20 protein-coding genes are annotated in these 19,749 nt (G+C 65.1%); 10 read left to right on the forward strand and 10 right to left on the reverse strand.

Features of this window, described 5'->3' with window-relative positions; translation table 11 throughout:
- Positions 1–70: 70 nt before the first annotated feature.
- Entirely contained in the window at positions 71–550 is a 480-nt protein-coding gene (locus tag D3I60_RS14890; RefSeq protein ID WP_262777098.1) for a MarR family winged helix-turn-helix transcriptional regulator, read from the reverse strand.
- 243 nt (positions 551–793) lie between these two features.
- The gene (locus D3I60_RS14895; protein ID WP_262777100.1) at positions 794–1,960 is read right to left on the reverse strand and encodes an SPFH domain-containing protein; all 1,167 of its coding nucleotides are present in this window, start codon (positions 1,958–1,960) and stop codon (positions 794–796) included.
- Between the two features lie 340 nt (positions 1,961–2,300).
- On the opposite strand from D3I60_RS14895, the gene D3I60_RS14900 reads away from it, so the two are divergent.
- Both D3I60_RS14900 and nagB read left to right on the forward strand, forming a co-directional pair.
- Positions 2,301–2,999: a FadR/GntR family transcriptional regulator gene (locus tag D3I60_RS14900; RefSeq protein WP_262777102.1), complete on the forward strand. Its 699-nt coding sequence runs from the start codon at positions 2,301–2,303 to the stop codon at positions 2,997–2,999.
- Between the two features lie 138 nt (positions 3,000–3,137).
- Positions 3,138–3,920, forward strand: a complete 783-nt coding sequence (nagB, locus tag D3I60_RS14905; RefSeq protein ID WP_262777103.1) for a glucosamine-6-phosphate deaminase — start codon at positions 3,138–3,140, stop codon at positions 3,918–3,920.
- A gap of 84 nt (positions 3,921–4,004) precedes the next feature.
- Here the strand turns inward: nagB and D3I60_RS14910 are convergent, their stop codons facing one another.
- The 4 genes from D3I60_RS14910 to D3I60_RS14925 form a co-directional block, all read right to left on the reverse strand.
- Positions 4,005–4,691 carry an N-acetylmannosamine-6-phosphate 2-epimerase gene (locus tag D3I60_RS14910; RefSeq protein ID WP_262777104.1) on the reverse strand — a complete coding sequence of 229 codons (687 nt, stop codon included), beginning with the start codon at positions 4,689–4,691 and terminating at the stop codon, positions 4,005–4,007.
- Between the two features lie 81 nt (positions 4,692–4,772).
- Positions 4,773–5,897 carry an ROK family protein gene (locus D3I60_RS14915; protein ID WP_262777106.1) on the reverse strand — a complete coding sequence of 375 codons (1,125 nt, stop codon included), beginning with the start codon at positions 5,895–5,897 and terminating at the stop codon, positions 4,773–4,775.
- Positions 5,894–6,811: a dihydrodipicolinate synthase family protein gene (locus D3I60_RS14920; protein WP_262777108.1), complete on the reverse strand. Its 918-nt coding sequence runs from the start codon at positions 6,809–6,811 to the stop codon at positions 5,894–5,896. The genes D3I60_RS14915 and D3I60_RS14920 overlap by 4 nt, the downstream gene beginning before the upstream one ends.
- Before the next feature lie 10 nt (positions 6,812–6,821).
- Complete coding sequence (locus D3I60_RS14925; RefSeq protein WP_262777109.1) at positions 6,822–8,486, reverse strand: sodium:solute symporter; 1,665 nt, start codon at positions 8,484–8,486, stop codon at positions 6,822–6,824.
- 324 nt (positions 8,487–8,810) lie between these two features.
- Between D3I60_RS14925 and D3I60_RS14930 the strand changes: the two genes are divergently transcribed.
- From D3I60_RS14930 to D3I60_RS14950, 5 genes are all read left to right on the forward strand, one after another.
- Positions 8,811–9,698 (forward strand): CoA transferase, encoded by an 888-nt coding sequence (locus tag D3I60_RS14930; protein WP_262777111.1) that lies wholly within the window; start codon positions 8,811–8,813, stop codon positions 9,696–9,698.
- A 141-nt stretch (positions 9,699–9,839) separates the two neighbouring features.
- Positions 9,840–10,919, forward strand: a complete 1,080-nt coding sequence (locus D3I60_RS14935; protein WP_262777113.1) for a glycosyltransferase family 2 protein — start codon at positions 9,840–9,842, stop codon at positions 10,917–10,919.
- A complete protein-coding gene (locus D3I60_RS14940) occupies positions 10,916–11,833 on the forward strand; it encodes a hypothetical protein (RefSeq protein WP_262777114.1) in 918 nt (305 codons plus the stop codon). Before D3I60_RS14935 ends, D3I60_RS14940 begins: the two co-directional genes overlap by 4 nt.
- Positions 11,834–11,923: 90 nt before the next feature.
- A complete protein-coding gene (locus D3I60_RS14945; RefSeq protein ID WP_262777116.1) occupies positions 11,924–12,385 on the forward strand; it encodes a DUF3151 domain-containing protein in 462 nt (153 codons plus the stop codon).
- Between the two features lie 103 nt (positions 12,386–12,488).
- Entirely contained in the window at positions 12,489–13,988 is a 1,500-nt protein-coding gene (locus tag D3I60_RS14950) for an MFS transporter (protein WP_262777118.1), read from the forward strand.
- Positions 13,989–14,072: 84 nt separating this feature from the next.
- Here D3I60_RS14950 and D3I60_RS14955 read toward each other — a convergent pair whose 3' ends face one another.
- Positions 14,073–14,396 (reverse strand): ArsR/SmtB family transcription factor, encoded by a 324-nt coding sequence (locus D3I60_RS14955; protein WP_262777119.1) that lies wholly within the window; start codon positions 14,394–14,396, stop codon positions 14,073–14,075.
- Positions 14,397–14,555: 159 nt separating this feature from the next.
- Here D3I60_RS14955 and D3I60_RS14960 point away from each other — a divergent pair, with 159 nt between their 5' ends.
- Positions 14,556–15,632, forward strand: coding sequence for an NADH:flavin oxidoreductase/NADH oxidase (locus D3I60_RS14960; protein WP_262777121.1), 1,077 nt, complete (start codon positions 14,556–14,558; stop codon positions 15,630–15,632).
- Positions 15,633–15,815: 183 nt separating this feature from the next.
- Here D3I60_RS14960 and crcB read toward each other — a convergent pair whose 3' ends face one another.
- From crcB to D3I60_RS14975, 3 genes are read right to left on the reverse strand one after another with little or no spacing between them, the layout of a single operon-like run.
- On the reverse strand, positions 15,816–16,193 hold the full coding sequence (gene crcB / locus D3I60_RS14965) for a fluoride efflux transporter CrcB (protein WP_262777123.1): 378 nt from the start codon (positions 16,191–16,193) through the stop codon (positions 15,816–15,818).
- Positions 16,190–16,732 (reverse strand): fluoride efflux transporter FluC, encoded by a 543-nt coding sequence (locus D3I60_RS14970; RefSeq protein WP_262777125.1) that lies wholly within the window; start codon positions 16,730–16,732, stop codon positions 16,190–16,192. The genes crcB and D3I60_RS14970 overlap by 4 nt, the downstream gene beginning before the upstream one ends.
- On the reverse strand, positions 16,729–17,322 hold the full coding sequence (locus D3I60_RS14975; protein WP_262777127.1) for a universal stress protein: 594 nt from the start codon (positions 17,320–17,322) through the stop codon (positions 16,729–16,731). The genes D3I60_RS14970 and D3I60_RS14975 overlap by 4 nt, the downstream gene beginning before the upstream one ends.
- Before the next feature lie 314 nt (positions 17,323–17,636).
- Here D3I60_RS14975 and D3I60_RS14980 point away from each other — a divergent pair, with 314 nt between their 5' ends.
- Both D3I60_RS14980 and D3I60_RS14985 read left to right on the forward strand, forming a co-directional pair.
- Entirely contained in the window at positions 17,637–18,131 is a 495-nt protein-coding gene (locus D3I60_RS14980) for a MarR family winged helix-turn-helix transcriptional regulator (RefSeq protein WP_262777129.1), read from the forward strand.
- Positions 18,132–18,251: 120 nt separating this feature from the next.
- Positions 18,252–19,682, forward strand: a complete 1,431-nt coding sequence (locus tag D3I60_RS14985; protein ID WP_262777130.1) for an MFS transporter — start codon at positions 18,252–18,254, stop codon at positions 19,680–19,682.
- Positions 19,683–19,749: the final 67 nt, after the last annotated feature.

The raw sequence follows: 19,749 nt of genomic DNA on the forward strand, positions 1-19,749 counted from the left end.
GTGAAGTGTGGGGTCAGCGGTGCAGTGCGGGTTCAGTGGCGCACTGTGAATCCACAAGTGCGGTGTGAGTTCAATGGTGCGGCAGGGGGCCAGGGGGCTCGACGGGCGCGGGTTCCGCGCGCAGGTTCCTCGTCAGTGTGCGCAGGGTCTCGAGCAGCTCCGGCATCGAAGCGGGATCGAGCTGAGTGCGCTCACCGATCCGGACCGGAACGCACTCGGCGCGCTCCTTTGCTGCGGCACCCTCGGCAGTGGGGCGGATGAACACACTGCGCGAGTCCTCGGCGGAGCGGTGGCGGGTGACGTAGCCGAGCGATTCCAGCCGCGACAGCAGCGGAGACAGCGTGCCCGAATCGAGCTGCAGACGCTCACCGAGGTGCTTGACGGTCACGCCTTCGGGCGCGGAAGCCTCCTCCCACAGCACCAGCATCACAAGATACTGCGGATAGGTGATGCCGAGCTCGGCCAGCAGATCCTTGTATGACGCGGTCATTGCACGCGACGCCGAGTAGAGGGCGAAGCAGAGCTGTCTGTCGAGGTCGAGCGCATCCATATCTAAATGGTTGCACACAATTCAATTGTGCACAACTGATTATCAGAAGTCGGATGAACGGGGATCGAGGTGAACACAGCGGAGGGGCGGGCGAAGATGTCTCTTCGCCCGCCCCTCCGCTGTGCGGTGCCTCAGTCGTTCGCCGGCGCTCGGTGTCGTGCGTCGGCGTTCGGTCAGCTCCGGCGTCGCTTCGGCCGCCTGGCTCGGCTCTCGGTCACTGCGGTGGCCTGGCTCGCCTCTCAGTCAGTGTGGCGGCTGCTGGCTGTTCTTCCACTGCTGAGCAGCCTCCCGTGCAGATTGAGCCGCCGACCGAACGGATTGGCCGAGCGACTGGGCGGAACCTCCAGGGCCACCTGACTGACCGTCATGACCCGAACCGTCGGAGCCATTTGAGCCGCCCGAGTTCGGCGGGTTGGTCGGCTGCGGTGGAACGCTGGCCTGCTCGGAGCGGTGGCTCGGGGCGTACCTGCTCTCGGGTGCTGTGAAGGTCGCTCCATCCTCGGCGGCGTTGGCGGCGAACAGGGCGTTGCGGATCTCCTGACCCATCTCGCCAACGCCGCCCGGGTTCGAGGGCATGAACAGCACGTTCGACCGGCCCTCCTGAGCGACGTTCTGCATGGTGTCGAAGTACTGGGTCATCATCAGCAGCTGCTCGGCCGTCTTGTCGATGCCCACCTCCTGCAGCTTCGCGTACTGCTCGGCGATACCGGTCGCGATCGCCTTGCGCTGAGCGGCGACACCCTCACCGTGGAGGCGCATCGCCTCGGACTCCGCCTGCGCCTGGGTGACGCGCTTGATCTTGTCCGCCTCGGCGAGCGACTGAGCGGCGACACGGTCACGCTGTGCGGCATTGATCGAGTTCATCGAATCGCGGACCTTCGGGTCCGGGGTGATATCCGTGACCAGGCTGCTGACGATCTTGAAGCCGTAGCGCTTCATCGATTCCGAGAGCCGGCCCTCGACGTTCTCCGCGATATCGTCCTTCGACTCGAACGCCGTGTCCAGAGTCAGGCCCGACAGGGCCGAACGAACAGTGTCGAAGACGTAGGAGCGGATCTGCTCCTCGGAGTTCGCCAGCTTGTAGTACGCGTCGGCGACATTGTTCTCTTCGACGACGTACTGAACGGCGACGGGAACCGTGACGAAGACGTTGTCCTTCGTCTTCGACTCGATGTTGACCTCGAGCTGCTGGACGCGCAGCGAGATCGGTCGGCTCGTCGTCTCGATGAACGGCACCTTCGTGTTCAGTCCAGGCTTCGCGACCTTCTTGAACTTGCCGAACCGCTCGACGATGACGTTCTCCTGCGTCTTCACCGTGAAGAACATGCTGGTGCGCAGCTTGCCGAAAAGCAGAACGGCGATGACGAGGATGACGATGATTATGGCGAATGTGGCCACCAATCCAGTCACGGGTGCTCCAATGCGTCGTAGATTTCGGCCGCCGAGCGACCGCCTGTGACTACCACCCTAGTAGCCAGGACGACATCCGCATACGCCAAGGCCGGTTGGCGGTACTGCGGGGTTCGGGAGATCTGGACGGCAAACCCCTCTGGGCCGCAAGCCCCTGGACGCTGAACGGCAAGCCCTGAGGCGATGAACGGCAAGCCCTTGGGTGCTGAACGACAATCCCTGAGGCAACGAATGACGTCGCGTCGGCCCAACTGTCTCGACATCGAAGAATGACCGCCGACACATCTGATGTCGGACGTATAATGGAGACTCAGCGTGGAACGACCAGCAGAAGGTGATCATGGCGGAGCCGACAGAGACCGGACGGAAAGTGACAACCTCCGACAGAATCAAGGATCTCATCCTCTCCGATGGTCTGCGTCCCGGAGACCTGCTGCCGACCGAAGGCGAACTGTGCACCCGCCTCGGCGTCTCGCGGTCGAATGTCCGGGAAGCCATCCGCAAACTCTCGACCCTCGACATCGTCGACGTCCGGCACGGTCACGGCACCTACGTCGGCGAGATGACGCTCGACGCGCTCGTCGAAGCCCTCGTCTTCCGAGGCGTCCTCAGCCCCGGCGACGACCTCGACGCACTGCGCGATGTCGTCGAAGTGCGCAAGGCCCTCGACCACGGAATGTCCGAGCAGATCGTCGACGCCCTCAACGGCACGGAGAATTCCGAGCTCAAGGACTTGGTCGACGAGATGACCGCGCTCGCCGCTGACAGCAAGACCTTCCCGCAGCAGGATCGCGCCTTCCACACTGGGTTGCTCGCGAAACTCGGAAACTCGCTCGTCGGCCAACTCGTCGCAGCGTTCTGGGATGTGCACACTGCCGTCCTGCCCAAACTCAACGTCGCCGTGGCCGCCGACCTGGAGCAGACCGCACGTGCCCACGGCCTCATGCTCGAAGCGGCAGAATCCGGTGATGCCGAAGCCTTCCGCGCTGCGATCACCGCCCACTATGAGCCGATCATGCGAGCCCTCGAACAGAAATGATTGACTGAAGACAGACGCCCACACAGCCGACCGGGGCAGCGCCGAACGAAGACCCCGGGACGCCAAACGCACCCGCACGACGCCGAATACAGGCCGCAATACGCCGAACTCAGATCGCAGAACGCCGAAGGAGACCACATGGAAGTCGTCATCGCCGACGAATACACGTTGGCGGAGCTCGCCGCCGACGCGATCGAGGAGCTGCTGCGCACCGAGGCTGCACCGGTCATCGGGCTGGCGACCGGCTCGAGCCCGCTGCGCATCTACGACGAGCTGACCACGCGCCACAAGAACGAGGGTCTGTCCTTCGCCCACGCGCAGGCGTTCATGCTCGACGAATACGTCGGCATCGCCGACGACCATCCGCAGCGCTATCGCAACGTCATCGACGCCGAGATCGCCACTCGCGTCGATTTCGCCGAGGGGGCTGTCCATGGTCCCGAGGGATCCGCCGACGACTTGGCGGCCGCCTCGGCGGACTATGAACGGAAGATCGCCGAAGCGGGCGGGATCGACCTGCAGATCCTCGGGATCGGCAGCGACGGTCACATCGCGTTCAACGAACCCGGATCATCCCTGGCCTCGCGGACACGGGTGAAATCCCTGACGCACCAGACGCGGCTCGACAATGCGCGGTTCTTCGACGGCGACGTCGAGCAGGTGCCGAAGCTGTGCCTGACCCAGGGGCTTGGCACGATCATGGAGGCGAAGCATCTCGTGCTCGTCGCGACTGGCGGCAACAAGGCCGAGGCCGTGCATCAGATGGTCGAGGGACCGATCTCGGCGATGTGGCCCGCGACCGTGCTCCAGATGCACCCGCATGTCACGGTCATGCTCGATGATGCGGCGGCGTCGCGGCTGCAGCTCGGCGACTATTACCGCCACGCTTACGAGAACAAGCCTGAGTGGCAGAGCCTCTGAACGATTTCGGCCCGGGCCGGTAGCTGGCGGACTCAGCCCGGGCCGCCTACCTGCGAACGCAGCTTGGGCTGCTGACTCGCGAACTCAGCCCTCGACGGCTTCGGTGAACCACGAGGTGATCGTTGCGGGATGCGTGATCGCGGTGCCCACGACCACGGATTCGGCGCCGGCTTCACGCGCGGCGGCGGCATGCAACGGGGTGTGGATGCGGCCCTCGGCGACGAGCAGCGCAGGCAGCTCGGCCGCTCGGATCGCGCTGATGAGTTCGAGGTCGGGACCCTCGGTTCTCGCACGTTCGCCGGTGTAGCCAGCCAGGGTAGTTCCGATGATGTCGGCCCCGGCATCTGCCGCCGCTTTCGCATCGTCAAGGCTGCCGCAATCGGCCATGACCAGGGCGTTCGTCTGTTCGTGGAGGCGTTCGACCGTCTCGGCCAGGCTCAGTCCGTCAGGCCGTCCACGTCGCGTCCCGTCGAGGGCGACGATGTGGGATCCGGCCAGAGCCACTGCAGACGCGTGTTGGAAGGTCGGCGTGATGACAACTCCGTCCTTGCCGTCCTTCCACAGCCCGATGATCGGGACTTCGACGGCCGAGCGAGTTGCCTGAATGTCGCCGAGTCCCTGCACTCGCACGGCCGCAGCTCCTCCGCTGACCGCCGAGGCCGCCACCTGCGCCATCGTTCTGGGGTCGCGCATCGGCTCGCCCGGATAGGCCTGAGCGGAGACGATGAGCCGTCCCCGCAGCGCCTCGAGGATCTCGGTCTTCGACAGCATCAGTGAGTCTCCTTCTTCTGGCGGTTCTTCTCGCCGTTCGGCGCGTTCGTCAGTGTGTTGGTGTCACGGGAGGGAAGCGTCTCAGTGCTTCTGGCCGGGCTCGTCATTCCAGAGGCCGGCAGCGCCGATGAGCGCGGCATCCTGCCCTAATTCTGCCTTCACCAGCGGGGCTCCGGAGGCAGCGGGAATGAGTTCTGCGGTGAAAGCCTCGTGGAGCGGCCCCCACCAGGCGTCGTCCATTTCGGCGAGCCCGCCGCCGATGACGACGACCTCGGGGGAGAGGACGTTGACGATCCCGCCGAGTGCCGATCCGAGGGCACGCGCCCCTATGTCGAAGGCGCGAAGCGCCAGTTCTTCCCCCGCCGAGGCGGCCGCCGCCAATTCTCGGGTGTTCGTTGGGACCGGCGCATTCGCAGAAGCGGGAGTCGGGGTGGGGGAGTCGGACGGTGTCGCCGGCGCCGATTCGTGGGTCTGCCCTTGTGCTGCACGTTCCGATTGCACGAGGTCGGGATCGGCGGATCCACGGACCAAGCGCCGGTAGGTCGCGAGAATAGCCGGACCCGAAGCAATGGCCTCGACGTGGCCGGTTCCGCCGCACGGGCAGTCCAGCCCGGCCGCAGCCGCGACGGGCACATGCCCGATGTGACCGGCGGCAGAATTCCTGCCAGTGAGCAGGTGGCCATCGGTGATGAACCCGCTGCCGATGCCGGTGCCCGCCGCGACAAGCAGCGAACTCCGAGTGTCGTTGGAGGCTCCGACGGCCGCCTCGCCGAGGGCATGGGCGTGCACATCGTTGACGACGCGCACGGGAAGGCCGGTGCGCGCGGTGAGTTCAGCGACCAGGTCCGTTCCGGTCCACCCGGGCAGGGAATCCGTCGCCGAGACCACAGTCCCCGTCACAGGGTCGATGACCCCGGCCGCGCCGATGCCGATCCGCCACACGAAGTCGGAACCCGAGCCGTCCCCGCCCCCGGCGAGACCGCCGGATCCGGCACTGCTACGGCCGCCGGACTCGGCGCCACGCGAACCCGACGTCTCTGCGATGACGGCGGCGGCTACCTCGGCGATGGTGTCGAGAACCGCCCGGGCACCTGCGATCGCGGGCGTCGGCACGCTGCGCACGTGCGCAAGTTCGCCGTCGATGACGGAACCGGCACGGATCTTCGTGCCTCCGACATCGACGGCGACGGTGGCGGGCAGCGTCACAGCAGTCCTGCGGCGGCGACGATCTCGCGGACGTGCTCGGTCTCATCGGCGTTGAGCACCTCCATCGGTTCGGCCATCCGGTTAGAGCCGATGATGCCCAAGAGCTGCAGGGCGGTCTTGAACCCGCCGAGGCCTGCCGCACCTGCGGACACGCGTCCCGGGGTCGCGGCTCCGGTGATATCGAACAGCGCCGCCACACGATCCTGCTCGGCGGCCGCTGCCTGCCAGTCCCCGGCCTTCGCGGCATCATAGATGCGCACATATCCGGCGGGGTCGACGTTGCCGAGCCCGGGCACGATGCCCGCCGCGCCGCCGAGCATCGCACCGTCGGTGACCACCTCGTGGCCGGTGAAGACGGCGAAGTCCGGCAGGTGCTTCGTCGCGAGCAGCAGACGACGGAAGCCGACATCGTCGCCGGAGGAGTCCTTGACTCCGGCGATGACACCATCCTCGGCGAGGCGGACGACGACGTCGAGCGGCATCTTCATATGCGTGCGCACCGGCACGTCATAGGCGAACAGGGGCACGCTGATATGGGCGGCGACGGTGCGGAAGTGGCGCTCCACCTCGGCGGCGTCGGACAGCGCATAGAACGGCGTGGTCACGACGGCTGCGTCACCGCCGATGGCCAGCAGGCGGTCGGCCTCTTCGAGGACCCGGGTCGTCGTCTGCTCGCTGATGCCCACGAGGACAGGCACCCGGCCGGCGGCGGCCTCGATCGCGGTGGAGAGGACGAGGTCACGCTCGGCGTTCGTCAGGTACGGGACCTCGCCGGAGGACCCGAGGACGAAGATTCCGTGCACACCGCCGGCGACGAGGTGGTCGACGAGGGCGGCCAGCCCGGCGCGGTCGATCTCACCGTCGGAGGTGCGCGGGGTCAGCAGCGGCGGGATGATTCCGTGGAAGTCAGTCATGGTCGTGTCCTTACTTGTCGTGCTTGTCATTGTTCGCCGAGGCGGCCCCGGAGTCGGCCGGAGCCGATCCGTTCGTCGGGGCAGAGTCGGCGGAGATTGCGGGGGAGGGGGCCACGGATGCGGCAGGCTCCCGGGCTGGTTCGGTGGGGACTCGGCGAGTGTAGGCCGAGCGCTTTCCATAGATCGTCAGCGGCAGCACATCGTGGTCGCCGCGGCCGCTCTGCATCGCTCCGGTGAGCAGGGAGATGAGGTAGCCGAAGAGCATGGCGCCGATGAACGCGACGGTGGAGACAGCGAACGGTGTGAGTCCGGCCTGCTCCTGGACGATCCAGGCCAGTGCGGCACCGAGCAGGAGGCCGGTGAGCACTCCCGAGGAGTTCGCCCGCTTCGTGAAGATGCCGAGGGCGAAGACGCCGGCCAATGGGACGCCGAAGAGTCCGGTGATCGAGAGGAAGAGGTCCCAGGTCTGGGCCTGATCGGTCGCCGAGAGGTAGAGCGCGACCCCGACGGACAGGGCACCGACGATGACGATGACGGCGCGGGAGAAGCCGACTCCGGTGCGGGGCCTGCCGTCCTTGGGCGGGAAGAAGCGGTCGCGGATGTCGACGGTCACGCAGGCCGAGATCGAGTTGAGGCTCGAGGAGATCGTCGACTGTGCGGCGGCGAAGATTGCGGCGATGAGCAGACCCGAGACACCGGCCGGCAGCGCGGTGACCGCGAAGTAAGGCACGAGCGCCGAGGTGTTGAAGCCTTCCGGCAGAGCCTCCGAGTGCTGGTAGAAGCTGTAGAGCACGGTGCCGATGCCATAGAACAGCGGGATCGTCAGCAGGGCGAGGAAGCCGTTGACGATGAGCGAACGGGCCGTCGACTTCGGAGAATCCGTGGTCTGGTAGCGCTGGACGACGTCCTGGCTGGCCGTGTACTGGTGCAGATTGTTGAAGACCGAACCGAGGAAGACGATCGGGATGGCCGCCGCGGCCCCGCCGAACTTCCAGTTGTCGGCGGAGATGAACTTGTCATCGGCTGCGGCGTCGGCGGCGACCGTGCCGAGACCTCCGTCGATGGCCATGACGCCGAAGACGAGGATGACCGCAGCACCCACGAGGAGGATGATGCCCTGGACGACGTCGGACCAGATGACGCCCTCGATGCCGCCGAGGAAGGTGTAGACGACCGAGAGCACGCCGACGGCTCCGGCGACGAGCGCCGGATTGATGTCCGTGACCGAGCTGATGGCCAACGTCGGCAGGTAGATGACGATGGCGACGCGACCGATGTGGAAGAGGACGAAGAGGACCGAGCCGAGCACGCGGATGCTCGGGCCGAAGCGCTCCTCGAGGTACTCATACGCCGTGGTGACGTCGAGCTTGCGGAAGAACGGGATGTAGAAGAGCACGAGCAGCGGGACGATTGCGAAGATCGCGATATTGCCGGCCGCATAGGACCAGTCGGTGAGGAAGGCCTGCTCGGGCGTGGACATATACGTGATCGCCGACAGCGTCGTCGCGTAGATGGAGAAGCCCGCCGCCCAGGCCGGGATCCGCCCGCTGGCCTTGAAGAACTCCTCTGTTCCGCCACTGGCTCGCCTGGTGAACCAGACTCCGATGCCGAGGGTGGCCAAGAGGTAGATGATGATCACGGCCCAGTTGAGGCCGCCGAGTCCCGGAGCGTCCATGCTCCCTCCTCACGTGGATGAACGAACGTAGGGGACCGGCGCGGGCGTGAGTGCGAGCGGAAGTCCCATCTGACTTATAGAACCAATACGTAAGACGTATGATGTCCTATGTTGTGAATGTACGGGAATGTGCGGCACGACACAACCCGGCAGACGGCGGATGTGCTATCCGCGCTGGTGAGAGCGTGGGGGCCTCGACGGTCCAGCGATATTCGGGCGCCGCTTATTGAACACTCTTTCAGTTTCCAATACATTCGGTGAAAGACGATGATGTGCAGCAGTCATGCTGTGAGCCGATTCCATGGCCGAATACGAGGAGACACGGTGCCCGACCAGCCACCACTTGCCGGAGTCACGGTGATCAGTCTCGCCGTGAACCTCCCTGGCCCCTTGGCTGCCGCCCGATTGAGTGCCCTGGGGGTCGAGGTCATCAAGATCGAACCGCTCACGGGCGACCCTCTCGATTCAGCTGTGCCCGAGTACTACCGAGAACTGACCGTCGGTCAGGACATCCGCAGGCTCGACCTCAAGGATCCCGCCGGCAGGGCAGAGCTCGACGCCCTCGCCGCCGAGGCTCAGGTGCTGCTGACGGCGATGCGGCCGCGAGCCGCGGTCGCGCTCGGTCTGCCCGAGCTCGTCGAACAGCACGGGCTCGTCCACGTCGAGATCGTCGGCTTCGCCGGAGACCGTGCCGATGTGCCCGGTCACGACCTCACCTATCAGGCAGCACATTCCACGCTCGTACCCGGCGCGATGCCGACCGTGCCCATTGCCGACGTCCTCGGCGGAGAACACGCCGCCCTCGAGGCGCTCGCCGGTCTGCGCCAGAAGGAGCAGCAGGGTGCCGTCGGCGGCATCGTCAAGCGGGTCGTCCTCGATGATGCTGCCGCATGGGCGGCAGGGCCGGCACGGCACGGTCTGAGCTCACCCGGGGGCCACCTCGGCGGGGGATCCCCGTTCTACCGGACCTATCCGACGTCCGATGGGCACATCGCCGTCGCCTGCCTCGAACCTCATTTCGCGAGCGCGCTGGCCGCGCACATCGGCACCGAGGAGGCCGTACTCGAGCGCACGTTCGCCGAGAAGCCGACCTCGCACTGGGTGGAATTCGCCGCAGAGCACGACCTTCCGATCGAACGAGTCGCGCTCGGTTCCGGTCAGAATCTAGGTCGCTATCGGACACTTTCTGCGAACAGAAATATCCGATGTTGACCTAGATTCGAGTGCTGGTGTCCGATGGTGACCTGAAGTCGGGGTGTGCGGTCGAATGCGGCGGGGGAGTCTCAGCTCGACAAAGCCCACCTGTATGCCCCCTCAAGACCGAGCATTCGCGGGTGTGGGAAGATTGAGGGCGTGTCGACAGTACTTGAGATCCTGACCCCGGAGGGCCTTCCGCCGCTGGCCGAGAAGCCCGGTGTCTCCTTCATCATGCCGGTCCTCAACGAGGCCGAGCACATCGAACAGGCGATCACGACGATCCTCGCGCAGGAGTATGACGGAGACAAGGAGATCGTCCTTGCCCTCGGCCCCTCGACCGATGAGACGAACGCCATCATCGAATCGATGGCTGCGCGTGATTCGCGGATCCAGACGGTCGACAATCCGCAGGCCGCGACCCCGATCGGGCTCAACCTCGCCATCGCCGCGACCCGGCACCCGGTGATCATCCGCGTCGACGCACACTCCGGGCTCGGCGCCGACTACACCAGACAGGCCATCGACACTCTGCGCGAGACGAAGGCCGCGAACTGCGGCGGACTCATGCTCGCCCGCGGCAAGACCTCCTTCCAGAAAGCCGTGGCGAGAGCCTACATGTCCCCGGTCGGTCTCGGCGGTCCCGCCTACCACTCCGGCGACGAGGCGCAGGAAGCCGAATCGGCCTACCTCGGCGTCTATCGTCGGGAAGTGTTCGACCACCTCGGCGGGTTCGACGAAGGCATCAAACGCGGTCAGGACTGGGAACTCAACCTGCGTATCCGCACCGCCGGCGGCCGCATCTGGTTCAACCCCGACATGGAAGTCACGTACTGGCCGCGCGGCACCTGGTCGAAGATCGCGCAGCAGTTCTGGGCCACCGGAATCTGGCGCGCCGAACTTATCCGCCGCTACGGATCGCAGAACTCCATCCGCTACTTCGCCCCGCCGCTGCTTGTGCTCGGCATGAGCGCAGCCGTGGTCGAAACCCTGCTCCAACTGTCCGGATCGACGAAGCGGTGGCCGAAGTTCCTCCGCCGCTTCACCTCGCTGATCCACGTGCCCAGCTTCGGCTACATCGCCGGAATCGTGGCCACCGCATCGGCGGCGAAGGACTGCGGACGACGCGAGCGATTCTGGTTCGGCATCGTCCTGCCGACCATGCACCTGTGCTGGGGTGCCGGGTTCCTCCGTGGACTCGTCACCGGAGCCGGAACGACGAAGGACAGCAGCCGATGAGCAAGAAGAAGCCGAATCGGGCCCACCGGGACCGCTACGGTCGCGGCACCAACGATCCGCTGCCGAGCGTCGATCCCGAATCCCGCGAACGGATTCCCGTGCCCGACCGTCCCGAGCCGAAGAAATTCAACGCACCCCTGTGGGCCGGCGCCATCGTCGTCCTCCTCGTCGCGGGAGTGTTCGCGATGAACATCTTCGGCTCCGACGACCAGCTGACCGTCGATTCGCTCAACCCACCGGCCGTGGGCGCCCTCGACGGCGGATCCTCGGTGTACCCGGCGAACTCGAAGCTCGCCTTCACCGAGAACGTGAAGTTCGGCTACCTGCCCGCGCCCACACTCACCGCGCTGGGCGACGGCACGATCGTGGCCGCGAACCCGGAGACCGCAGCCGAGGACATGGGCCTGAAGAAGGGCCTCGACGAGCTCGACTCCGCAGAATTCCTCGACCAGACCATCAAACCGGCCCGCAAGGACACGAGTCCCGGCGATCCCATCACTTGGGATCAGATCGTCGACGAGTTCGGCGGGGACACCGTGTTCATGCCCGCCATCGACTCCGCCGAGGTGGCCACCCCGGCGTTGAAGACCATCACCGAGGCGGGGCTCGAGGATTCGACGCTCGTGCGCACCGATGACCCCGAGGTGGCCCGTGCCGCCGCCGATGCCGGAGTCGGCGCCATGTTCATCGGGGACTACACGGTGAGCTCGGCTGAGGCCCTCGACTCCAGCGGGTACACGGCAACGGCGGTTCGTGCCGATGATGCGTCGACCTGGGCCGAAACGGACCTGGCCGTCTGGGCGACCGATGTCAAAGACAAGAAGCAGCTCGAGAAGCTCGCCGACGCCGGGGTCACGGGAGCACTGAGTGAGAACCCGTACAAGGTGCTGCCGTCCGAAGTGAAGAAGAACTGACTGCGGCCCCGAACCGAACGTGCTGCTGGGGGCGGACAGCCGCCTCGGCGAAATGATGTTGACAATGACCCCGACTACGAAGGAGACGCAATGACCCAGCCCATCGGCAACCCGTCACACATCGGCAATCTGGATGCCAGCCAACTCGGCCCGCAGCCGACCTATCTGCCCGACGACCACCCGGACGTCGATGCTCGCAAGCGCATCGACGCAGGTGAAGAGCCCATCGATGTAGCGACCGCACTGCCGGCCTCGTCCCTGGCGTGGGCAGAACTCGCCGATGAAGCGCACCGGGAAGGCCGCCTCGTCGACGCCTATGCCTACGCCCGCGTCGGCTACCACCGCGGACTCGATGCCCTGCGCGCCGCCGGTTGGCGCGGCGCGGGGCCGATCCCGTATTCGCACGAGGTCAACCGCGGATTCCTCCGCGCGCTCTACGCGCTCGGCCGTGCCGCCGGAGCGATCGGCGAAGGCGAGGAAGCCGCACGCATCGAAGAATTCCTGCACTCGTCCGACCCGAAGGCTGTGGAAGCCATCGGCCGCGGGGAGTAGCCCCGCCGCAGCTTTTTCGGACACATCGGCCTTCGTGGTGCGTGAGCAAACGCACCACGGAGGCCGATTGTGCTTGTCGGCAGGGCGGCGTAGAACTATATGAATGGGTAATGTTTCCGAGACGGTCATGACGGCAGAGCAGCGCAAGATCCTGGCGGTGATGCTCGTACCGATGTTCATGTCGCTGCTGAGCGTGTCGATCGTCAACGTCATCCTCCCCGACATGCAACGCTCGATCGGCGCCTCGAACTCGGCGATCCAGTGGGTGCTCTCGGGCTATACGCTCGCATTCGGCGTGCTCCTCGTGGCCGCCGGTCGAGCCGGCGACCTCTTCGGCCGTGGTCGGCTCTTCGTCATCGGCGTCGGCGTCTTCGCTCTCGGTTCCCTCATCTCAGGACTGTCCCCGGACCCGCTCGTGCTCAACATCGCCCGTGTCGTCATGGGCCTCGGCTCCGGCCTGCTCAGCCCTCAGGGCGTGGGGATGCTCCAGCAGTACTTCCACGGCCAGGTGCGCGGTCGCGCCTTCGGGATGTTCGGCACGATCGTCGGCGTCTCCGTAGGCATCGGCCCTGTCCTCGGCGGTGGACTCATCGCTGTTCTCGGCGACGAGTGGGGGTGGCGTTCGGCGTTCCTCATCAACGTGCCGATCGCCCTGGCCGCGATCATCCTCGGCCGGCTCTGGCTGCCGCAGAGCGCCTGGGTCGGCACCGGCACCGAGTCCGACACCGATTCCGAGTCCGGCACCGAGTCCGACTCGAACGGCAGAAGTCGGGCCGACTTCGATCCGGTCGGGCTCGTTCTGCTCGGCGTGGGCACTCTGCTGGTCATGCTGCCCTTCCTCGAGCGCAGCGCAGGTGCTTGGATCTATGCCCTCGTCCCGGTCGGCGTCGCCGTCGTCTGGCTGTGGGCGCGATGGGAGAACCGATACTCTCGCCGAGGCGGATCACCGATGGTCGACATGCAGCTGTTCCGGACACGCAGCTTCGCCTACGGGGCGTCGCTGACGTCCATGTATTTCGTCGGTATGCCCGGCATCTGGGTCATCGTGGCGCTCTATTTGCAGAACGGTCTCGGATTCCCTGCCCTCCACGCAGGCCTCGTCGGTCTGCCCTCGGCGCTGCTCTCGGCCATCGCCGCACAGGCGGCCGGCCGTGTCGTGCTCACCTTCGGTCGGAAGATGGTCGTCCTCGGGGTCGCAATCGGTCTGACCGGGGTCGTCGCCTCGGCGCTCCTCGTGCTGGCACATGAGGCCTGGGGGATCAGCATCTGGTGGCTGCTCCTCACGCTCGGGGTCACCGGCCTCGGGCAGGGCATGGCGATCAGCCCGAATCAGACGCTCACTCTGGCTGAAGTGCCCGTCGAGTATGCGGGCAGCTCCGGCGGCGTTATGCAGACCGGGCAGCGGGTGGGCACGGCCATCGGCATCGCGATCGTCACTGCTGTGTTCTTCGTCGTCCAGCCTCTGGCCGGCTACGGCGCCGCCATCGTTGCGGGCTTCGGGTTCATTGCGCTCGTCATCGTCTTCGCCGGAATCATCGGACTGGTCGATCTTGCTCGCGGTCGGGCCAGGGCCCGGCAGGAGGGGCAGACGGTCAGGAGCTGAGCCCCGCCTCGTCGGTCCAGCCGGCTCACAGCGATGTGGGCGTTGTCTCGTCTGGGGGATGGGCGGGCTTGAGCGAGGACGGAGCTATGACGTCGGTTTCTCGATGTCCTGGGCGGCGAACACGGCGTCGAGGAGGCCAGGGAAGCGGGCGTCGAGGTCATCCTTGCGCAGGGTGTTCATGATCTTCGTGCCCTCGTACTCCTGGCGGATCACTCCCGCTTCGCGCAGAGTGCGGAAGTGGTAGGTCGCCGTGGACTTCGACACCGGCAGCTCGAAGGTCGCGCACGCGTGATCGCCGAATGCGTCGTTGAGCTTGCAGGCGACGGTGCGGCGAACCGGGTCGGCGAGTGCGGCCAGCACGGTGTCGAGTCTCATCTCGTCCTTGCTGGGGTGGTCAAGTGTGCGCATAAGGAGCCTCCCTTCTCGCCATCGTGTCGGTCTGATGTCGTGCCCCTCTATTGTACGAAACATTTGGTAGTACGAAATTCATCGTAGTAAAGTGCGAACTCGAAGTACGAAGAATCTCATACTTCCAATCGACTACTTTCGACGAGATCACGAGGTGCCATGTCTCATCTGCTGTTCGAACCGCTCACACTGCGCGGCCTGACCTTCCGCAATCGGATCTGGGTTCCGCCCATGTGCCAGTACTCCGTCGAGACTCTTGACGGGGTCCCCGCTCCTTGGCACACCGTCCACTACGGCGCCATGGCCAGAGGAGGAGCCGGCGCCGTCATCGTCGAAGCCACTGGGGTCACTCCGGAGGCACGCATCTCGGCCAAGGATCTGGGACTGTGGAACGACGAACAGCGCGACGCCTTCGTCCCCGTCGTCGACTTCCTCCACTCGCAGGGCACCGCTGCGGGCATCCAGCTCGCCCACGCCGGTCGCAAGGCCTCGACCTATCCGGAATGGGGAACTGACCACGACGGCAGCCTGCCCGTCGACGAAGGCGGTTGGCAGACCGTGGCTCCATCCGAACTGGCCTTCGACGGACTCGCCGAACCGCGTGCGTTGACTGAGGCAGAGATCGCCGAGGTGGTCGAGGCCTTCCGGTCCTCGGCTTGCCGGGCGATCGAGGCAGGGTTCGACTTCGTCGAGATCCACGCTGCACACGGATACCTCCTCCATGAGTTCCTGTCGCCCCTGAGCAATTCGCGCACCGACTCCTACGGCGGAACCTTGGAGAACCGGGCCCGACTGCTGCTCGAGATCGTCGATGCCACCCGCGCCGAGGTGGGCGAGGACGTTCCCGTGTTCGTGCGCCTGTCCGCGACGGATTGGACCGACGGCGGGCTCACACTCGACGACACCGTCCAGGTCGCCGGACGGCTCAAGGAGCACGGCGTCGACCTCATCGACGTCTCCTCCGGCGGCAATGTGATGGCGTCGATTCCCGTCGGCCCCGGCTATCAGACGACCTTGGCCGCCGGCGTGCGTCAGGGATCGGGACTGCCGACCGCGGCCGTCGGCCTCATCAGCGAACCGTTCCAGGGCGAGCACATTCTGGCCACTGGCCAGGCCGATGCGATCCTCGTGGGCCGTGAGTACCTGCGCGACCCGAATTTCGCGCTGCGCGCCGCCGACGCACTGCGCTTCGACATCGACTATCGCCCGGCTCAGTACCACCGCGCCTATCGGTGAGCTGAGCTCAATTCGCTGGAGCGGCTCGGCGCTCACACGCTGACGGTCCAGTTGAAGTCGCACGGCACATGTTCAAATGTGTGCTGTTCGACTTCAACTGGGCCGTTCGGCATCTGCGTGGACAGCGCCGCGCCGAGGGTGGGCGTGTGGAGATGCGGCCGAGCCCGGAACGGTCGGTCGTATCTAAGCCAGGCCGCCGAGCCACATTCCGATCGCAGCAGACGTCGTGGCGAGGACGAGGGTGCCGAACCCGTTGACCAGGCCCGCCGCCCAGCGACGTTCCTGGAGAAGTCGAACTGTTTCGAAGCTCGCCGTCGAAAACGTCGTATAGCCGCCGAGGAATCCTGTGCCGAGCACCAGGTGCCAGGCTTCCGGCAGCAGATTCGCCCCGGCCAGTCCGGTCAGCAGTCCGAGCACGAGCGATCCCGAGACATTGATGATGATCGTTCCCCACGGCAGGGCCGTGCTCACGCGGGACTTGATGAGTCCGTCGATCAGCATTCGTGATGAGGCGCCGAGTCCGCCGGCGGAGGCAAGGGCGATGAAGACCAGCGGGGTCATCGGGCACTTCCCGGGTGACGGTCCGTAGAGACACCGGGACCGGCATCCGCGGCGTCCTCGTCCCGGACATCGGGTTCGATCGGCAGATCGTCGGTCCCCTCGTCGACCTCACCGGCGCCTCGACGCAGCGTCGTCGCCGTGGCGATGCCGGCGAACGTGGCGAGACCGCCGATGAGTACCGTGCCCACCGCGTAGGCAAGACCGATGCCGGGGCTGCTCGCACCGCCCGGATCCGCGCCGAGGAGGCCAGCGGTATCCGCGGTCAGCGCGCTGTACGTGGTGAAACCGCCCATGAAACCGGTGCCGACCAACATCCGCGCTCGGCGACGCCACCCTTCATCTGGACCGCTGCGCGCCAGGAAATCCAACAGCAGGCCGAGCAGGAACGCCCCGAGGATGTTCACCGTGAAGATCGCCCACGGCACATCGCCGAGGGGCGGCAGGCTCAGGCTGATCGCCTCACGTGCCGCGGTTCCGAGCGCGCCGCCGAGGAATGCGAGCCCCAGATAGGACGGGCGCAGGTGGACCGGCCGGGTCACTGCTCGCCCTCGCCGGTTTGAGGCTCAGCAGTGGGGAAAGCGCCCGGGGGCGGCGACGTCGCAGGAGCTTCGGGGTCGTCCATGCCGCCGGTGCCTGTCGCCAGCGGAACGACGACGAGGGGGCGATGCTGGAGCCTGGACAGTTGGATCGCGACCGAGCCGTTGAAGAACTCATGCAATGAGCCGCGAACACCTGCGCGACGGACGCCGAGGATGATCATGCGGGCATCGAGCGCCTCGGCGAGTCTGTCGAGTTCCTGTGTCGGTGACCCGGCCAGTGCTCGGGTCGACCAGGCGACATTCGTGCCTTCCAGAGCGGCAGCGATGCGGTTCTGGAGTTCTGGGTCGAACTCGGTGGCCGCCTCGTCGGTGGTGTCCGGATCGATGGGCATCGAGAGCGCGGAGCCGTCGGGACGAGTCTCAACGGTGTAGCGGGAGTCGTCGACACGGGCACAGACGAGCTCGGCGTCGAAATGGGCGGCGTAGTCCGCAGCGGCGGCGATCACCTCGGTGGGCTGATCGGGGACGACGCCGAGGACGATGCGGGCGCGTGGCGGCCCGTCGTATTTCGGAGCGGGGCTGGCGGTCATGGTCTCTCCTACCTTTCGGGCATGCTGAAGCCGGTCGAGGTAGGGACTGTTGTCGACTGCGGACTCTTGAACACCATCACGAGTCCTGCGCCGAGGTTGGGTACGGCGAGCCCCACCGCCGTGCCGCGACAGGCGCGACGTCTTCATTGTGCCACAGAGTGGGAGTGCAGGCGGGTGCGCCTGATCGAGGTTGGCAAAAGTGGTGGCACTGCACCTGACATGGTTTCGCGGCATCCGGAAGCACGCTAGGTCATGGAACGATAGAGTACTGACGTTTCTATGCCCGCTGGCGCACAAGAAGATTGGATGCCTTTATGGACGACGCCCCGCATGTAGAAGGTGGCGCGAGCACTCAGCCGCTGCAAATAACCGAGCTTCTCTCGTTCCGAGTGCGGCGTCTGGCTAACCTGCTATCAGCCAGCGCGGGGCCTCGATTCCGACGGGAGTTCGACGTTAGTCTTCCCGAGTGGCGGACCTTGGCCCTGCTCGGTCAGACGCAGCCGATGACTGTGAACAAGTTGGCTCGTTTGGCTGCGCTCGACAAAGCGCAGATGAGTCGCGTGATTTCGGGACTTGTGGATCGCGGCCTAGTCTCCAAGTCGCTGGGGCCTCGCCGGTCGAGTCAGCTCACTCTTACAGATAGCGGGCAATCGCTATTCGAGCAGATTATTGCAGCCGCAAATGAGCGAGATCAGACGGTGCTTGCGATCTTGGAGCCTGAGGAACGTGAGGTTCTGGACCGAGCTCTCAACAAGCTTGCCGACGTCGCAATCGTCCTCGAGCACCATGAGCACGAGACCCCAGGGTGAGGTGACCTAGTCAGAGTTTCGGAGACGAGCTTCTTTGTGTTGATTTTAGTGTTGACAAACTCAACACTGATGGTGAGACTTGAACCACTTAGTTGGAATCAAGGCATTGGGGGCTTGTCCATGGCGATTGACGCTGCGACAGAGGTGTCGCTGACAGAGAAAAAGCGCATCTACCGAAAGGTGGCTTTGCGGCTAATGCCGCTTCTGGTCATCTGCTATTTCATCAGCTTTATCGACAGGACGAACATCGGCATCGCCCAGATCGGACTGGAGCGTGACCTGGGGTTCAGTGAGGCGGTCTATGCATTAGGGGTGAGTTGCTTTTTCGTTGGATTTATCATCTTCGAGATTCCGTCGAACGCGCTCATGTCCCGTATCGGTGCACGAAAGACCATTGTGCGCATCATGATGCTTTGGGGTTTGGTCACCATTGCCACGATGTTCATCACTGGACCGGTGACCTTCTATATCGCACGGTTCCTCCTCGGGGTTGCTGAGGCGGGCTTCTTTCCGGGGTGTCTGCTCTTTCTCTCATACTGGTTCCCCTCTAGTCGGCGAACCGGGATGACTGCGATCTTCTTTATGGCTATTCCGATCTCGGGTGCCGTGGGGTCCGCGATGTCCGGATGGATCATGAGCGCTTTCGGTGGTGTTGCGGGTCTGGCTGACTGGCAGTGGCTGTTCGTTATCGAGGGCATCCCTCCGCTCATTCTCGCGGGAATCGCTTGGCTGGTGCTCTGCGATAGGCCGTCGCAAGCTAAGTGGCTGAGTGGCGCGGAAAAGGCTGTTATTGAGCGGGATCTTGCTGATGACTCAGCGACGAAGGGCACGGGGCGCGAATCGCACGGTGGACTGCGCGTAGCGCTGCGCGACCCAAGGGTGTGGATCCTTGGTCTTGGCGCCTGTGCAGCGTATACGTTCGCCAACGCGGTCTCCTTCTGGACGCCGCGCATCATCCATCGCTCCGGTATTGATGATCCGCTTTCGTTGGGCCTGCTCTCGGCCATCCCGCCGATCGGCGGAATCATCGTGATGCTCCTCGTGGGGCGCCATTCGGACAGAACTCGCGAGCGCCGCTGGCATACGGCTGTGCCGTGGTTGACGGGCATTGCAACGATGTTCATCCTCGCGTTCACTCTTGATACGCCGCCGCTTGTGGTTGTCCTGCTCACTGTGATGGCATGCGCGCATTATTCAGGTCTTACGGTCTTCTATTCGATCCCCTCGATCTATCTGTCGCCGAGGACCGCTGCTACCGGCATTGCCTTTGTCACGGCTGCTGGATCGGTCATGGCGGCTGTGGCTCCGGCGATGCTGGCTGCAATCCAGGCAATCACCGGCGACATATCCGTGGGCCTAATGGCCAGTGGGCTCATCATTCTGTGTGGAGTCTTCGTTGTGCTGATCGGTATTCCGGCGAAGTCGCTGCGGGAGGCTGATACCAGGCAGGCGACGGAATTGAATGCTGAGGGCGAGCCGACTGTTGGTCAAAATGGCTGTGGTGATGAGGCTGTGTCGGGGAGCGTGGCATCAGGCGATGGAGAACGGTGAGTCCGAATTGCCAACTGTTGATTAAGTCAACAGTTATGCGATAGTCTGCAGCAACGACAAAGGAGAA

This window comes from Brevibacterium permense (assembly GCF_025506275.1).
In the GTDB taxonomy this organism is placed as follows: domain Bacteria; phylum Actinomycetota; class Actinomycetes; order Actinomycetales; family Brevibacteriaceae; genus Brevibacterium; species Brevibacterium permense_A.

Excerpts from the sequence above, each read along its gene's own strand:
- D3I60_RS14890 (WP_262777098.1), bottom strand. The coding sequence starts at position 550 with ATGGATGCGCTCGACCTCGACAGACAGCTCTGCTTCGCCCTCTACTCG.
- D3I60_RS14900 (WP_262777102.1), top strand. The coding sequence starts at position 2,301 with ATGGCGGAGCCGACAGAGACCGGACGGAAAGTGACAACCTCCGACAGA.
- nagB (WP_262777103.1), top strand. The coding sequence starts at position 3,138 with ATGGAAGTCGTCATCGCCGACGAATACACGTTGGCGGAGCTCGCCGCC.
- D3I60_RS14910 (WP_262777104.1), bottom strand. The coding sequence starts at position 4,691 with ATGCTGTCGAAGACCGAGATCCTCGAGGCGCTGCGGGGACGGCTCATC.
- D3I60_RS14920 (WP_262777108.1), bottom strand. The coding sequence starts at position 6,811 with ATGACTGACTTCCACGGAATCATCCCGCCGCTGCTGACCCCGCGCACC.
- D3I60_RS14925 (WP_262777109.1), bottom strand. The coding sequence starts at position 8,486 with ATGGACGCTCCGGGACTCGGCGGCCTCAACTGGGCCGTGATCATCATC.
- D3I60_RS14940 (WP_262777114.1), top strand. The coding sequence starts at position 10,916 with ATGAGCAAGAAGAAGCCGAATCGGGCCCACCGGGACCGCTACGGTCGC.
- D3I60_RS14945 (WP_262777116.1), top strand. The coding sequence starts at position 11,924 with ATGACCCAGCCCATCGGCAACCCGTCACACATCGGCAATCTGGATGCC.
- D3I60_RS14950 (WP_262777118.1), top strand. The coding sequence starts at position 12,489 with ATGGGTAATGTTTCCGAGACGGTCATGACGGCAGAGCAGCGCAAGATC.
- D3I60_RS14955 (WP_262777119.1), bottom strand. The coding sequence starts at position 14,396 with ATGCGCACACTTGACCACCCCAGCAAGGACGAGATGAGACTCGACACC.
- D3I60_RS14960 (WP_262777121.1), top strand. The coding sequence starts at position 14,556 with ATGTCTCATCTGCTGTTCGAACCGCTCACACTGCGCGGCCTGACCTTC.
- crcB (WP_262777123.1), bottom strand. The coding sequence starts at position 16,193 with ATGACCCCGCTGGTCTTCATCGCCCTTGCCTCCGCCGGCGGACTCGGC.
- D3I60_RS14975 (WP_262777127.1), bottom strand. The coding sequence starts at position 17,322 with ATGACCGCCAGCCCCGCTCCGAAATACGACGGGCCGCCACGCGCCCGC.
- D3I60_RS14980 (WP_262777129.1), top strand. The coding sequence starts at position 17,637 with ATGGACGACGCCCCGCATGTAGAAGGTGGCGCGAGCACTCAGCCGCTG.
- D3I60_RS14985 (WP_262777130.1), top strand. The coding sequence starts at position 18,252 with ATGGCGATTGACGCTGCGACAGAGGTGTCGCTGACAGAGAAAAAGCGC.